We start from the raw sequence: 15,125 nt of genomic DNA, 5'->3' as shown, positions 1-15,125 counted from the left end.
TTCTATGATAAACGTCAGTTTTTGTTGCTAATTGTTTGTTAACAATAACTATTTTTGCGGTTTAAATATGATTATTGATGGAAATTATACACAAATATTTTAAAAATTTATCTGAAGAACAAATAGAACAGTTTTCTAAGTTACAAGATTTGTATGAAGATTGGAATTTAAAGATTAATGTAGTTTCTAGAAAAGATATAGATGAGTTGTATTTACGCCATATTTTACACTCTTTAGGAATTGCAAAAGTGATACAGTTTAAACCAGAAGCAAAAGTAATGGATGTTGGTACTGGTGGAGGTTTTCCTGGAATTCCGTTGGCAATTTTGTTTCCTGAAGCACAATTTCATTTGGTAGATTCTATTGGTAAGAAGATAAAAGTAGTAAATGAAGTAGTAGAAGGCTTAGGTTTAAAAAATGTAAAAACTACTCACGGTAGAGTAGAAGAAATTAAAGATACTTACGATTTTATCGTGAGTAGAGCAGTAGCACAAATGGAAACTTTTGTACGTTGGAATAAAGGGAAAATAGCCAAAAAACAAAACCACGATTTAAAAAACGGAATTCTATATTTAAAAGGAGGTGATTTAACAGAAGAACTCAAAAAATATACTGCAGCATCAATTTATGATTTATCTAATTATTTTGATGAGCCTTTTTTTGAAACAAAAAAAGTGGTGCATTTAGGGATGAAATTTAAAGGTTAACTCATAAATTATTACTATCTAAGTCTAGAGATGTATTTTTTCTTAATGACTTATAAAAGATTGCTAAAATTAAATATTGAAACAAACTAAATTATTCCTTTATTAGAAACAAGCCCACAAAAGTTATTAGACCATTTAAAGGTAAAATTTCCCAATGAAATTGGTATGCGCCCACAATACTTTCTGGTAAAGAAGTAATCGCAAAACTAAAAGTGATGGAAAGTAAGGCAACTATCCAAGCATATTTATCTTTAATTTTATGTTTGGTAAAAATGCCAAAAGCAAATAAACCTAAAAGAGGGCCATAAGTAAAAGTGGCAAATTTAAACAGGTTGCTAACTACATTGCCTTCTAGATTATTAAATAGAATTACTACTAAAATTAGTAAAATTGAAACGCCAATGTGTACTTTTTTACGCAAAGGTTTTTGTTGTTCTTTTGGCTTTTTTTCAATATTTAAAAAATCGACCGAAAATGATGTAGTTAAAGAAGTTAATGCAGAATCTGCACTAGAATACGCTGCCGCAATTAAACCAATAATAAAAGTGATAGCAACACCTGTTCCTAAATTTTGATTCATTGCTATTTCTGGAAATAACAAATCTGTTCTAACCTTGCCATCTACAATTGGTATAGAAACGCCAATTTTTTCTGAATAGATAAATAATAATGCTCCTAATGATAAAAAGAAAAAATTTACAATAACAACTAAAACAGCCATTGTTATCATATTTTTTTGAGCTTCTTTATTGTTTTTACAGGTTAAGTTTTTTTGCATCATATCTTGGTCTAAGCCAGTCATAGCTACTGCAATAAAAATTCCACCAATAAAATATTTCCAGAAATACGTTTTAGAATTAATATCATCAAAAAAGAAAATTTGACCTTTGGTTTTAAAATCATCAGAATTTAAAAACTCAATAAAACTCCAATCCAATTTTTGATTGATTAAATAGATAGACAACCCAACAGCTACTAGCATTGCTAAAGTTTGCAGTGTGTCTGTCCAAACAATGGTTTTTATGCCTCCTCTAAAAGTGTAAATCCAAATTAATAAAATTGATATAATTACTGTAATTTCAAACGGTATTCCTATTTCTTCAAAAACAATGTATTGCATTGCTAAAGCCACTAAAAAGAGTCTAAACGAAGCGCCTGTAACTCTAGATAATAAAAAGAAAAATGCACCTGTTTTGTAACTTATTTTTCCAAAACGTTGTTCTAAATATTGATAAATGGAGGTAATATTTAACTTATAATAGAGCGGAAGTAGTATAAAAACGATTAATAAATAACCTACAAAAAATCCAAAAACACCTTGCATATATGCAAATTGCTGCCCATTTACCATACCTGGAACAGAAATAAAAGTAACTCCAGAAAGTGAGGCTCCAATCATACCAAAAGCCACTAAATACCAAGGAGAACTTCTTTTTGCTTTAAAAAAAACTTCGTTAGAATCGTCTTTACCAGTAAAATAAGATATTGAAATTAAGACTAAAAAGTAGGCTACAATCAATAAAAAAATATGAAGTGGTTGCATAGTTAATTGCTAATGTTCAATTATGAATTACGAAGATATGTTTTTCTATCTTCTTTTTTAGTAATTCATAATTCATAATTCGTAATTTTGCAAGCTATGGATTTTTCATCAAAATTATTAGAAAATGCAGTAAACGAAGTGTCGCGTTTGCCAGGAATTGGTAAAAGAACTGCTTTGCGTTTGGTGTTACATTTATTAAAGCAACCATCAGAAAATACTAAATATTTATCTGAAGCTTTGTTGCATTTACGAAACGATGTAAAAGCTTGTAGAAAGTGCCACAATATTTCTGATACAATGTTGTGTGATATTTGTAATAATCCAAAAAGAAACGCAGAAATTGTTTGTGTTGTTGAAGATATTAGAGATGTAATGGCAATAGAAAGTACTTCACAATTTAATGGTTTGTACCACGTTTTAGGCGGAAAAATTTCTCCAATAGAAGGAGTTGGTCCTCAAAACCTACAAATAGAATCGTTAGTAAATAAAGTAAAAAACAGAGAAATAAAAGAATTGATTTTTGCACTAAGTTCTACAATGGAAGGAGATACCACCAACTTTTACATTTTTAAACAAATAGAAAAATACGATATTACAACTTCTACAATTGCACGCGGAATTTCTGTGGGTGATGAATTAGAATATGCAGACGAAATTACTTTAGGACGCTCTATTGTGAATAGAATTCCTTTTGTTCAAAGTATAAAATCTTAAAACACTTATGCAGAAAAACATTAGTTTTTCATAATGGTATATTTTTATAATGGTTTAAGGCTAGAACAAATTTATTAACTTATTCTAGTCTTAAGCATTATTTAATTATTGGTTTTCTGAAGATGATTTATCTGTGCCTTCTAAAACTTCTTTTTCTGCTTTATCCCAAGATTTTTTTGCTCTAATTTTTTTGTAGAGCCTAATTCCCAACATTAAAATAACACTTACTAAAACAATTCCTACAACTCCCCAAATCCAGTTTATGGCACTTTGTAGTGTTACTAAAAAAATGACCGCAAAGAGAATAATTGTGGCAACTTCGTTCCAAATTCTAAGTTGAAATGCAGAGTATTTTATGATATCATTTTGTAATTGTTTGTATATTTTCTGACAAGAATAATGATAAAGATACAATGCTAAAACAAAAGCTAGTTTAACCTGCATCCAAGGCATTTCTAAAAAATATGGGTTTTTAACTAACATCCAAATTGCAAAAAAAGTTGTTAAAATTGCAGATGGCCAAGTAATAATGTACCATAAGCGTTTGCTCATTAATTTAAATTGAGTTTGTAATATTTTTTTGTCTGGTTGTGGTTTTTTTTCTGCTTCTATGTGATAAATAAATAGGCGAATAATATAAAATAAACCTGCAAACCAAGTGATTACAAAAATAACGTGTAATGCTTTTACATATAAAAAATCCATAGTTTTGTTTTAAGTTTTCTAAGTTAAAAAAGTTTTAAAGTTTCAAAGTCGCAAAGTTGTAGAGTGATAAAGTTTTCATTTTTGCTAACAGCTAACAGCTAACAGCTAACAGTATTATTCTTCCAATTATCAATCCAAGAAACCATTACATCTACCCAATCATCATTTTCATTTAAACAAGGAATGTGTTTGTATTCTGTTCCTCCAGATTTTAAGAATTCCTCTTTACCTTCCATAGCAATTTCTTCTAAAGTTTCTAAACAATCTGCAACAAATGCAGGTGTAATAACTGCCAGTTTTTTCTTGCCTTCTGCTGGAAATTTTTCAATTTCAAAATCTGTATACGGCTTTAACCAAGGGTCTTTTAATAAACGAGATTGAAAAGAATTACTGTAAGTTCCTTCTTTTAAATCGAGTTTTTTTACAATTGCTTTTGTGGTTTCAAAACATTGATGCCTGTAACAAGTATGATGTGCTACAGAATTTCTATCGCAACAAGAAGCATCTATTTTACAATGACTTTTTGTTGGGTCAGATTTTTTAATATGACGTTCAGGAATTCCGTGATAAGAAAACAAAATATGATCGTAATCAAAATCTTTTAAATGATTAGAAATGTTGTTGCTCATCACTTTTATATAACTGGGTTCTTTGTAAAAAGGAGGTAAAACATCTAGCTTAATGTTTGTGTGTTTTTCAGTCAAAATTTCTTCTGCTTTTACTACAACAGTTTCGTAAGAAGACATTGCATAATGTGGATACAAAGGCGCTAAAAAGATTTTTGTAACACCTTTATCTACTAATTCTTTAATGCCTTTTTCTATAGACATAGAACCATAACGCATTGCCAACGCAACAGGAGTTGCTGTTTTTTTTATGACTTTTTTTGTAAATCTTTCAGAAATTACCACTAAAGGTGAGCCTTCCTTCCACCATATTTTTTTATAAGCTGCTGCTGATTTTTTAGGACGAAAATTTAATATGATTCCTTTAATTAATAAATAACGTTTCCAATATGGGATATCTATAACGCGCTCATCCATTAAAAATTCATTTAAATATTTTTTAACGTCTTTAATTTCTGTTGAATCTGGCGATCCTAAATTTATAAGTAAAACTCCTTTCATTATTTAAGTTTCAAAGTTTCAAAGTTTCAAAGTTTCAAAGTTGTAAAGTTTTAAAATGAAACTTTAATATCTGTTTGTTTTTTGTCATTCTGAATTTGTTTCAGAATCTTATTTTTTATTTTTGCTAACCGCTAACCGCTAACTGACTTGTAACTTCATACAAAGTAATCGCTAAACTATGTATAACATTCATAGAAGAATTTCTACCATACATAGGTATTGCAATGGTTTCATCAACCAAATTAATATTTTTAATTCCGTTTCTTTCACTTCCTAAAAGTAAAACAATTTTTTTATGATTTTTAAAATTAAAATTCTGAAGGTTGATGCTTTTATCTGTTATTTCTATACCAATAATAGTATTTCCTTCATTTTTTAATTGATAAATAGTTTGATTAAAATCGCTGTAAAATTCATAATCAATTTGATTGATTGTGTTTCTTGCCGTGTTTATTACTTTTCTATTTTCAATAGAAGGAGAACTTTTGTGAAAATAGATTTTTTCAACACCAAAACATTCAGAAATTCGAAAGCACATTCCTATGTTTTCTGGAGTTCTAATAGCGTCACAAACAATAGTAATTGAGAATTTTTGTTGCTTGTTTTTAATCTCATAATGAGTTAATTGTTTCATAAGCCCATCTTAACCTTCCCAAAGAGAAGAAATACAATACGTTTATTTATATTTAAATTTTTTCATAATCTTGCTCAGTCCCTCTCTTTTGAAGAGGTTAGGAGAGGCTTTTAGTGTATTTCTTTGGTGTTGTGCCAAACTTCTTTTTAAAGGCAGCAATAAAATGACTAGAAGTACTGTAGCCAACCTTTAAACCTACTTCGTTAACATTATATTGGTTACTTTCTAATAATTTTCTTGCGTGTTCCATTTTATAATCAAACAAAAAACTAAAGACGGTATCTCCATAAATTTGCTTAAAACCTTCTTTTAATTTTTTAATGTTCAACCCAATTTCATTGGCTAATTCTTGTAAACTTGGTGGTTCTGCCATTTTATCAATAATAATTTCTTTTGCCTTTCTAATCTTTAACACATTTTGTTCATCAACTAAAAAAGGACAATATTCTCCTTCTACATTTTCATCGTTTTGAAAGTGTAAACTCAATAACTCATAAACTTTTCCTTTAACATATAACGCTCTAATAGAACTGTTAATGTTAGAGTTGATGATTTGTTGTAAAACTATAGAAACAGTGGGTTTTATTTCTACATCATCATAGTATTTTCTATTGCTATTTTCATCACTTAAAAACGGAATATAACCAGATTCTTTAGAAAATAATGAGTGAAATTTTTCAATAGAAATCAACAAAGAAACCAAAGTTGTTTTTGGCTGATTTTCTAAATGGATAGGTAATTTTCTCTGAGGATTATATAAAAGAATAGATCTATTGTCTAACACATCAAAAGAATAAGAACCGTTGTTAAATAAGAATTTAGAATTACCTCTTAAACAAAAATGAATTTGAATAAAAGTACTATCTATTTTTCTTTCAAAAACTTGCACTTCTTTGCTTTCGTTCTGAAAATGAAGTACATAAAAACCTTTTCCAAGATTGATTTCCTCTAAAGTACTTTCTCCGACATTTTTAAACATCCTTTTTATCTTTATTTAGGTGCTGTTTATTTAGAATGATTCTATATAGTTATATTGAAAAACCTTTATAGTACTGCAAAAATAACCCTTTTTAGAGTTTTTTATACAAAAAAGTTTATAAAAAACATATAACGTTATAAAAAGTACTTTTAGCGATGTTTTTTTTTAAATGAAGTTTTTACTTTTGAGCAACTTTTACAATACGATGCAAAAGAACAGGCAAGAGCACTTTTACAATATTGGTGTTAGTTATAAAAAAGCAGATGCTAATACTCGCGGAAAATTTTCTTTAACAAAAGAAAAACAAGTTGCATTGTTGCAACGCGCAAAAGAAAAAAAAATTCAGGGAGTTTTTATTTTATCTACTTGTAACAGAACAGAAATTTCAGGTTTTGCAGAAAGACCTTGTCAATTAATAGAATTGTTGTGCGAATTCTCTGAAGGTACAATTCAAGAGTTTGCAAAGATTTCTTTTGTTTTTAAAAGTCAAGAAGCTGTAAATCATTTATTTAGAATAGGTACAGGTTTAGAAAGTCAAATTTTAGGAGATTACGAAATTGTGGGTCAATTAAAGCAGTCTTTTAAAATGGCAAAATCTCTAAATACAACCAATGCTTACTCAGAAAGGTTGGTAAATAGTGTTTTACAGGCTAGCAAACGAGTAAAGAATGAAACAAAATTAAGCTCGGGTACAACTTCTGTTTCTTACGCAGCAGTACAATACATTATTAAAAATTTGCCAGATTACAACTCTAAAAATATCTTAGTTTTTGGATTAGGTAAAATGGGAAAACATACTTGTAAGAATTTAGCTGAATACACTCAGAATAAATCAGTTTGTTTAATTAATAGAACAGAAGAAAAAACTACTGATTTCGTAAAGGATCATCCATCAATTAGAAAAGCTGTCATCGAAAATTTAACAGAAGAAATATTAACGGCAGATATTTTAATAGTTTCTACAGGTGCAGATAAACCTACAGTAACAAAAGAGCTTGTTGCAAATAATCAAGAATTATTAATTCTAGATTTATCAATGCCAGAAAATGTAGCCAAAGATGTTACCGATTTTAAAAATATTTCTTTAGTAAATGTAGATGAACTTTCTAAAGTTACTGACGAAACTTTAGCAATTAGACAACAAGAAGTTCCGTTTGCAGAAGCAATTATAGAAACCCATAAAAAAGAATTTAACGATTGGTTAAATCACAGAAGATTTACCCCAGCAATTGCTGCTTTAAAACAATCGTTAGAAAATATTAAAAACGACGAAATTAATTTTCAGAAGAAAAAAATTGCTGATTTTGATGAAAGTCAAGCAGAAATCTTAACTTCACGTTTTATTCAAAAGATAACCACACAATTTGTGAAACATTTAAAAGATGAAGAAACATCTGTATCACAAAGTCTTCAAGTAATAAATAAGGTTTTTCAATCTTAAACAAAATTTAATGCAAAAAATAATAAGAATAGGTACTCGCGATAGCCAATTAGCGCTTTGGCAAGCAAATAAAGTGCGTAAAGAATTAGAACAATTAGGTTATAATTGCGAGTTGGTTCCTATAAAATCTTTAGGAGATATTGTTTTAGATAAACCTTTGTATGAGTTAGGTGTAACAGGTGTTTTTACAAAAAGTTTAGATGTTGCTATGTTAAATGGCGATATAGATATTGCTGTTCATTCTTTAAAAGATGTACCCACTGTTTTACCAGAAGGAATTGTACAAGCAGCCGTTTTAAAACGCGCAAATTATACAGATTTGTTAGTTTTAAAAGATACAGAAGAGTTTTTTGGTCAACCAAATGGTATAATTGCCACAGGGAGTTTGCGTAGAAAAGCAATGTGGTTAAATCGTTATCCAACCCATAAAGTAGAAGATTTACGCGGTAATGTAAACACACGTTTAGAAAAATTAGAAAATAGCGAAACTTGGAACGGAGCCATTTTTGCAGCAGCAGGATTAGAAAGGTTAGGAGTTAGATCTAAAGGTGCAATTCCTTTAACTTGGATGATTCCTGCGCCAGCACAAGGCGCAATTATGATTACTGCTTTAGATAAAGATGATTATGTAAAAGATGCTTGCGAGCAATTAAATCATTATGAAACTAAAGTTTGTGTAGGTATAGAAAGAGAGTTTTTAAACCTTTTAGAAGGTGGTTGTACAGCGCCAATAGGAGCTTTAGCATATGTAGATGATAAAACGGAAGAAATTAACTTTAAAGGGGTTTTATTAAAAAAAGACGGTTCTAAAAAAATTACAGTTTCTAAAACTGCAAAAATGGGACGTCATCGTTTTTTAGCAAAAGATTGTGCAGATTATATCATTAACAGAGGAGGAAAAGAATTGATGTTAGCAGATATAGAAGGTGAAACTTTGATAAACTATAAAGTCTATTCTACAAAAAAATTATCTGAAGTACAAAAGAAAGTGTTGCCTAATTCAATAGGAATTGAAGATAGCGATTTTATCAAAATTCGTTTTAATAGAATTCCACCAAAGGTGATGAAAATTGAGCGTGAAAACGTTATTATTACCAGTCAGAATGCAGTAGAAGCACTTTTAAATTCATTCACTAAAGATGAAATGAATTTTAAAAATATTTATTGTGTAGGTAGAAGAACTAAAAAGCTGATTGAAAACAGAATTGGAAAAGTTGCTCACGTTGCAAAAAACGCGAAGAAATTAGCGGAATATCTATCAAAAGAACTTGAAAATAAAGAGGTTACCTATTTTTGTAGTAATTTGCGTCTAGATATTTTACCTGCATATTTACAAACGCACAATATTGTTGTGAATGAAGTTGAAGTATATAAAACAATGTTAAGTCCGATAAAAATTACTGATGAATTTTCTGGAATTTTGTTTTATAGTCCATCAGGAATAGAAAGTTATTTAAAAGAAAATAACACAGATAAAATTGCTTTTTGTATTGGAGAAACCACAGCAAAAGAAGCAAGAAAGCATTTTGAAAATGTTCAGGTAGCCAATATGCCAAATGTGGATTCACTTTTAGAGCTAGTAAAGAAGAATTTTTAACATAGACCTTTCAGGTTTTCAAAACCTAAAAGGTCTTTACAAAATTAGAGTATGTTTCGTGGACGTAGATTAAGAAAACAAGAAGGAGTCAGAAGATTAGTAAGAGAAACTAAACTTTCTGTAGACGATTTTATTTATCCTCTTTTTATTGAAGAAGGAGAAAATATCAAAACAGAAATTGTTTCTATGCCAGGGATTCATCGTTTTTCTTTGGATCAAATTTCAGAAGAATTAGATGAAGTTGTTGAATTAAATATTCCTGCAGTTTTGCTATTTGGTATTCCATCTAAAAAAGATGAGGAAGGAACAGAAACGTGGAATGATAACGGAATTATGCAGCAAGCTATTCGTTTTATCAAAAAGAATTACCCAAGTTTATATGTAATTACTGATGTATGTTTTTGCGAATATACTTCGCACGGTCATTGTGGAATTATTCACGATAATGATGTAGATAATGACGCTACTTTAATCAATATTGCAAAGCAAGTAATTTCGCACGCTAAAGCAGGTGTAGATATGGTGGCACCCTCAGGAATGATGGATGGAACGATTAATATGATTCGTCAATCTTTAGATAATACAGGTTTTGTAAATTTACCAATTATGGGATATTCTGTAAAATATGCATCCGCATTTTACGGTCCGTTTAGAGACGCAGCAGACTCTGCGCCAACTTTTGGAGATCGTAGAACCTATCAAATGGATCCAGCAAATAGGGATGAAGGAATGCGTGAAGCCACTTTTGATGATCAAGAAGGTGCTGATATATTAATGGTAAAACCAGCTTTATCATATTTAGATATTATAAGAGATTTAAAAAATAATTTCGACAGACCAATTGCCTGCTATAATGTAAGTGGTGAGTATGCGATGGTGAAAGCTGCTGCAGAAAAAGGTTGGATTGATGGCGAAAAAGTGATGATGGAAAGCTTACTTTCTATGAAAAGAGCAGGAGCAGATATTATTATTACCTATTTTGCCAAGGAAGCAGCGAAAGTTTTATTGAAATAAAATTGTAATGTCACCTCGAGCGCAGTCGAGAGGTCTTAATGAGGTCTCGACTGCGCTCGACCAGACAAAAAAATAACATAATGAAATTTAAAAAATCACAGAAATTATATAATAAAGGCTTAAAAAATCTTGTAGGAGCAGTAAACTCACCAGTAAGAGCATTTGCTTCTGTGGGAGGAAATCCGTTGTTTATTAAAAAAGCAAAAGGAAGTAAAATTACTGATGTTGATGGTAATAAATATGTAGATTTGGTATTGTCTTACGGCCCAATGATTTTAGGTCACCGTCATAAAAAAGTACAAAAAGCAATTACCAAAGCTTTAAAAAATGGCTATTCTTTTGGTGCATCAACAGAAAATGAAATAAAATTAGCAAAAATTGTTTGCGATGCTTTTCCTGATATGGATAAAGTCCGTTTTGTAAACTCTGGTACAGAAGCGGTTTTAAGCGGAATTCGTTTGGCAAGAGCGTTTACTGGAAAAGATAAAATCATTAAATTTTCTGGTTGTTATCACGGGCATCAAGATGCGTTGTTGGTAGCAGCAGGTTCTGGTTTGGCAACTTTAAGTTTACCTGGTTCTAAAGGGGTTCCTGAAGGCGCAGTAAAAAACACGTTAATTGCAGAATACAACAATTTAGAAAGTGTAAAAAAACACTTTGAAGAACATAACGATATTGCTGCAGTAATTATTGAGCCTGTTGGTGGAAATATGGGTGTGGTAATTCCGCAAAATAATTTCTTGGCAGAATTAAAAACTTATTTAGAAACAAAAGGAGCTTTGTTAATTGCTGATGAAGTAATGACAGGTTTCCGTTCTAAGTTTGGTGGTGCACAAGAATTATTAGGAGTAACAGCAGATATTACTTGTCTTGGAAAGGTAATTGGAGGAGGTTTTCCTGTTGGGGCTTACGGAGCGCGTAACGAAATTATGGAACAAGTTGCACCTTTGGGCGGAATGTATCAAGCAGGAACATTAAGTGGAAATCCAATTGCAATGGCAGGAGGAATATCAACTTTAACAGAATTGAAAAAACAAAATCCATATCAAAAATTTGAAGAAACAGGTAAAATCATTGAAGTAATTTTATTAGAAACTGCCAAAAAATACAATGTAGATTTAGTAGTAAATAGATTTGGTTCTATGTTAAATCCATTTTTCACAAAAACTAAAGTCACAAATTTTGAAGAAGTTCAAACTTCAGACACAGAAAAATTTGCGGTATTCTTTTGGGAAATGATTAAAAACGGCGTGTTTTTGCCTCCAAGTCAGTTTGAAGCTTGGTTTTTATCATCGGCATTAAGTGATAAGGATATTAAGAAAATAGCAAATGCTGTTGATAAAGCGATGTTGGCTGTTTCTAAAATGTAAATAAAGAACCGCAAAGAAGCAAAGATAGCTAAGAAGCAAAAATGGAATATGTAAGTTCACTTTCTGAAAATGAAATTTCTAAGATAATTGTTGATTGTGCTTATAGAGTTCATAAAACCCTTGGTCCTGGTTTATTGGAAAGCACCTATGAGACTTGTTTATTTTACGAGTTGGATGAAAGAAATTTAGTGGTTGAAAGACAAAAAGTACTACCTGTAGTATATAACAATCTAAAATTAGAAGCTGGTTATAGGATAGATTTATTGGTTGAAAACAAAGTTATAATAGAACTAAAATCAGTTAAAAAATTAGATGATGTTCATACAGCACAAATGATTACCTATTTAAGATTATCAGATTGTAAACTTGGGTTATTAATAAATTTTAATGTGAGTCTAATCAAATACGGTATTAAAAGAATAGTAAATAACTTGTAAAAACTTTGCGAACTTTTGTGTCTTCGCGGTTAATAAAATATTATGATAAAAAACGATTTATTTTTAAGAGCCTTAAAAGGAGAAACAGTGGATAGACCTCCAGTTTGGATGATGCGTCAAGCAGGGCGTTATTTGCCAGAGTTTATGGAAATCAAACATAAATACGATTTCTTTACACGTTGTCAAACTCCAGAATTAGCTTCAGAAATTACAGTACAACCTATCAGAAGATATGGTATGGATGCAGCCATTTTGTTTTCAGATATTTTAGTAATTCCACAGGCAATGAATATTGAAGTAGAAATGAAACCAAATTTTGGTCCTTACTTACCAAATCCTATTCGTACTCAAAAAGATTTAGATCGTGTAGTTGTTCCTGATGTTAATGAATCTTTAGGTTATGTAATGGAAGCCATTAAAGCAACCAAAGAGAAATTAAATGATGAGATTCCGTTAATTGGTTTTGCAGGTTCACCATGGACAATTTTATGTTATTGTGTACAAGGGCAAGGATCTAAAAATTTCGACAAAGCAAAAGAATTGTGTTTTACAAATCCTGTGGTTGCACATTCATTATTACAAAAAATTACAGATACAACCATTGCCTATTTAAAAGCAAAAGTAGCTGCTGGTGTAAATGCTGTTCAGGTTTTCGATTCTTGGGGTGGTATGTTATCTCCTGTAGATTATCAAGAATTTTCATGGCAGTATATTCAGCAAATTATAGATGCTTTAAAAGACGAATCACCTGTAATTACATTCGGTAAAGGATGTTGGTTTGCTCTAGGGGATATGGCTAAATCTGGAGCATCTGCTTTGGGTGTAGATTGGACGTGTTCTGCAAGAAATGCTCGTTATTTATCTGGAGGAAATATTACTTTACAAGGTAATTTCGATCCATCAAGACTATTGTCGCCGCCAGCAGAAATTAAGAAAATGGTACATCAAATGATTAACGAATTTGGTAAAGACAAGTACGTTGTAAACTTGGGTCACGGTATTTTACCAAACATACCGTTAGAAAATGCTAAAGCATTTGTAGATGCAGTTAAAGAGTATAAAAGCCCATCTTAATCTTCCCAAAGGGAAGAAAAGTGAGTGCAGATAAACATTTGAGTTTCCTTTCCTTTGGAAAGGAGTAAGGATAGTCCAATGATTAAAAACATACTTTCAGGAATAAATTCATACGCTGGTGCTTTTGGTTTAATATCTAAGCTAAAACTCTGGAGATACTTTGCAATTCCTATAATAATTAGTGTGTTAACGGCAACAATTATAGGTTTTACAGCTTATGGTTTGTCCGACAATATTGGCATTTTTTTAGCTAAAATCTGGATATGGGATTGGGGAAAAGAAACCGTAACTACAATTACCTCTGTTATAGGTGCAATTTTCGTCTTGGTTATTGGTTTAATTTTGTACAAACATATTATTCTGGCATTGTCTGCACCATTTATGAGTCCTGTTTCAGAAAAAATAGAGAAGCATATTAACGGAAATTTAAAACATCAACATAGAAAAACCACTTTTCAAGAACAATTAATAAGAGGAATTCGAATTAATATTAGAAATTTAGCAAAAGAATTATTGATAACGATTCCTATTTTGTTATTAAAGTTTATTCCGCTAGTAAATATATTTTCTACACTTTTATTATTTCTAGTACAATCTTATTATGCAGGTTTTGGTAATATGGATTATACTTTAGAAAGACATTTAAATTATAAGCAAAGCATTAATTTTGTTGGTAAAAACAAAGGTTTTTCTATTGGTAATGGAGTCGTTTTTATGCTGTGTTTGTTAATTCCAGTAATAGGAATTATCATTGTTTTGCCTTTATCAGTAACTGCAGCTTCTGTAAAAACAGTTGAATTGTTAAATAAAGAAAATGAAAGATCAATTTTATAATTACATTGAGAACTTACAAAATACCATTACGTCTAAATTAGAAGAAGTAGATGGGAAAGCAAAATTTCAAGAAGATAACTGGAAACGTAAAGAAGGAGGTGGTGGAAGAACTCGTGTTATAGAAAACGGGAGTATTTTTGAAAAAGGTGGTGTAAATATTTCTAAAGTTTTTGGAGAATTACCAGAAGCATTAAGAAAACAATTTGGAGTAAAAGAAGGCAACTTTTTTGCTTGTGGATTAAGTTTAGTTTTGCATCCTGTAAATCCGTTTGTGCCAACTGTGCATGCAAATTGGCGTTATTTTGAAATGTATGATGATGTAGGAAACATTGTTACGAAATGGTTTGGTGGTGGACAAGATTTAACACCTTATTATTTATTTGAAGAAGATGTGGTTCATTTTCATTCTGTTTGTAAAGAAGCCTGTGATACACATCATTTAGAATTTTACCCTAAATTTAAGGAAACCTGTGATACCTATTTTTGGAATTCACACAGAAATGAAGCTCGAGGAATTGGTGGACTTTTTTTTGATTATTTGAAGAAAACAGATACGTTTTCGATGCAAGATCGTTATAACTTTGTAACAGAAATTGGGAATAGCTTTTTAGAATCTTATGTGCCAATTGTAGAGCGTAGAAAAAATATTAAATACAAGTCAGCCCACAAAGATTGGCAAGAAGTAAGACGTGGAAGATATGTAGAGTTTAATTTAGTACACGATAGAGGAACTTTATTTGGGCTTAAAACCAATGGGAGAATAGAAAGTATTTTAATGAGTTTACCACCAACTGTTCAATGGAAATACAATCATCATCCTAAAGAAAATTCTGAAGAAAACAAACTACTTAAAGTTTTAGCAAAACCTAAAGATTGGGTTTAGAAAATTTCGAAATCAATAAAAAAAGCAGGAACAATGTTCCTGCTTTTTAATAAATTTTAATAAAAT

Annotated in this window: 15 protein-coding genes; 10 read left to right on the top strand and 5 right to left on the bottom strand. The window is 30.4% G+C overall.

The window, feature by feature from the left end:
• Window positions 1-77 precede the first annotated feature (77 nt).
• On the top strand, window positions 78-707 hold the full coding sequence (rsmG, locus tag ACY2RX_RS10435) for a 16S rRNA (guanine(527)-N(7))-methyltransferase RsmG (protein WP_490103922.1): 630 nt from the start codon (window positions 78-80) through the stop codon (window positions 705-707).
• 91 nt (window positions 708-798) lie between these two features.
• On the opposite strand, the gene ACY2RX_RS10430 is transcribed toward rsmG, so the two are convergent.
• On the bottom strand, window positions 799-2,250 hold the full coding sequence (locus tag ACY2RX_RS10430; protein WP_490103921.1) for a sodium:solute symporter: 1,452 nt from the start codon (window positions 2,248-2,250) through the stop codon (window positions 799-801).
• 96 nt (window positions 2,251-2,346) lie between these two features.
• Here ACY2RX_RS10430 and recR point away from each other — a divergent pair, with 96 nt between their 5' ends.
• Window positions 2,347-2,964, top strand: coding sequence for a recombination mediator RecR (gene recR, locus ACY2RX_RS10425; protein ID WP_490103920.1), 618 nt, complete (start codon window positions 2,347-2,349; stop codon window positions 2,962-2,964).
• A gap of 105 nt (window positions 2,965-3,069) precedes the next feature.
• Here the strand turns inward: recR and ACY2RX_RS10420 are convergent, their stop codons facing one another.
• The 4 genes from ACY2RX_RS10420 to ACY2RX_RS10405 all read right to left on the bottom strand — a co-directional run bounded on the left by ACY2RX_RS10420 (window position 3,070) and on the right by ACY2RX_RS10405 (window position 6,409).
• The gene (locus ACY2RX_RS10420; RefSeq protein ID WP_490103919.1) at window positions 3,070-3,669 is read right to left on the bottom strand and encodes a CopD family protein; all 600 of its coding nucleotides are present in this window, start codon (window positions 3,667-3,669) and stop codon (window positions 3,070-3,072) included.
• A 98-nt stretch (window positions 3,670-3,767) separates the two neighbouring features.
• Window positions 3,768-4,796, bottom strand: coding sequence for a ferrochelatase (gene hemH / locus ACY2RX_RS10415; RefSeq protein WP_490103918.1), 1,029 nt, complete (start codon window positions 4,794-4,796; stop codon window positions 3,768-3,770).
• A 124-nt stretch (window positions 4,797-4,920) separates the two neighbouring features.
• Window positions 4,921-5,430 (bottom strand): TrmH family RNA methyltransferase, encoded by a 510-nt coding sequence (locus ACY2RX_RS10410; RefSeq protein ID WP_490103917.1) that lies wholly within the window; start codon window positions 5,428-5,430, stop codon window positions 4,921-4,923.
• A gap of 97 nt (window positions 5,431-5,527) precedes the next feature.
• Window positions 5,528-6,409, bottom strand: a complete 882-nt coding sequence (locus ACY2RX_RS10405; RefSeq protein WP_490103916.1) for a helix-turn-helix transcriptional regulator — start codon at window positions 6,407-6,409, stop codon at window positions 5,528-5,530.
• Between the two features lie 205 nt (window positions 6,410-6,614).
• Between ACY2RX_RS10405 and hemA the strand changes: the two genes are divergently transcribed.
• From hemA to hemF, 8 genes are all read left to right on the top strand, one after another.
• On the top strand, window positions 6,615-7,850 hold the full coding sequence (hemA, locus tag ACY2RX_RS10400) for a glutamyl-tRNA reductase (protein WP_490104068.1): 1,236 nt from the start codon (window positions 6,615-6,617) through the stop codon (window positions 7,848-7,850).
• 10 nt (window positions 7,851-7,860) lie between these two features.
• Window positions 7,861-9,447: a hydroxymethylbilane synthase gene (gene hemC / locus ACY2RX_RS10395; protein ID WP_490103915.1), complete on the top strand. Its 1,587-nt coding sequence runs from the start codon at window positions 7,861-7,863 to the stop codon at window positions 9,445-9,447.
• 51 nt (window positions 9,448-9,498) lie between these two features.
• Complete coding sequence (gene hemB, locus ACY2RX_RS10390) at window positions 9,499-10,461, top strand: porphobilinogen synthase (protein ID WP_490103914.1); 963 nt, start codon at window positions 9,499-9,501, stop codon at window positions 10,459-10,461.
• Between the two features lie 80 nt (window positions 10,462-10,541).
• Entirely contained in the window at window positions 10,542-11,831 is a 1,290-nt protein-coding gene (gene hemL / locus ACY2RX_RS10385; protein ID WP_490103913.1) for a glutamate-1-semialdehyde 2,1-aminomutase, read from the top strand.
• Between the two features lie 41 nt (window positions 11,832-11,872).
• Window positions 11,873-12,268: a GxxExxY protein gene (locus ACY2RX_RS10380; protein ID WP_208078714.1), complete on the top strand. Its 396-nt coding sequence runs from the start codon at window positions 11,873-11,875 to the stop codon at window positions 12,266-12,268.
• A gap of 42 nt (window positions 12,269-12,310) precedes the next feature.
• Window positions 12,311-13,342, top strand: coding sequence for a uroporphyrinogen decarboxylase (gene hemE, locus ACY2RX_RS10375; protein ID WP_490103912.1), 1,032 nt, complete (start codon window positions 12,311-12,313; stop codon window positions 13,340-13,342).
• 78 nt (window positions 13,343-13,420) lie between these two features.
• The gene (locus ACY2RX_RS10370; protein ID WP_490103911.1) at window positions 13,421-14,176 is read left to right on the top strand and encodes an EI24 domain-containing protein; all 756 of its coding nucleotides are present in this window, start codon (window positions 13,421-13,423) and stop codon (window positions 14,174-14,176) included.
• Window positions 14,157-15,059, top strand: a complete 903-nt coding sequence (hemF, locus tag ACY2RX_RS10365; RefSeq protein WP_490103910.1) for an oxygen-dependent coproporphyrinogen oxidase — start codon at window positions 14,157-14,159, stop codon at window positions 15,057-15,059. Before ACY2RX_RS10370 ends, hemF begins: the two co-directional genes overlap by 20 nt.
• Window positions 15,060-15,125: the final 66 nt, after the last annotated feature.

Source organism: Polaribacter sp. 2405UD43-2, assembly GCF_058147125.1.
Note: the sequence above shows the minus strand (reverse complement) of the source record. Positions and strands in the feature narration are given on the sequence as shown.